Raw genomic sequence first — 440 nt, forward strand, 5'->3', positions numbered from 1 at the left:
GTCTGTCGACGCTGGCGGCTGCGACGGCCGCGGTGCCGCCGGCCCAGCCCAAACCCGAGGTTCGGCCGACGGAATCCAGGATCGAGCCCGCACCGCTCACCAATGGCGTGATCTCGAGCCAGCCGCTCTCCATCATTCCCGGCTCGTCCGAGCCGATGAAGCCGGTTCGGGTCAAGACGGTTCAGGTCAAGGCCGGCGCCGTGAAGGTTGCCTCCGCCGCCCCCACCCAGGTCGCCCCGCCGGTCACCAACGCCATTCCGTCCCGTTCCGACGTCGCGGAAACCTCCGGCGCCGTCGTTGCCCGCGCCGATCTCATCAACAAGCCCGAGATCGTCAGCCAACCGGAGGCGCCGAAGGCCGAGATCGCCCGTACCGAAATGCCGCGGCAGCCGACGGGATTCGGCACCGGCAACGGTGTCCTCGGGGTGCTGCCGGCCGCC

Annotated in this window: 1 pseudogene; it reads left to right on the plus strand. The window is 70.5% G+C overall.

Annotated elements, in window-relative coordinates:
• Positions 1–440, plus strand: a pseudogene (locus tag MOV75_RS41915) (peptidase M15); the annotation flags it as partial.

It is taken from the genome of Bradyrhizobium sp. PRIMUS42 (assembly GCF_023006515.1).
Lineage (GTDB): Bacteria > Pseudomonadota > Alphaproteobacteria > Rhizobiales > Xanthobacteraceae > Bradyrhizobium.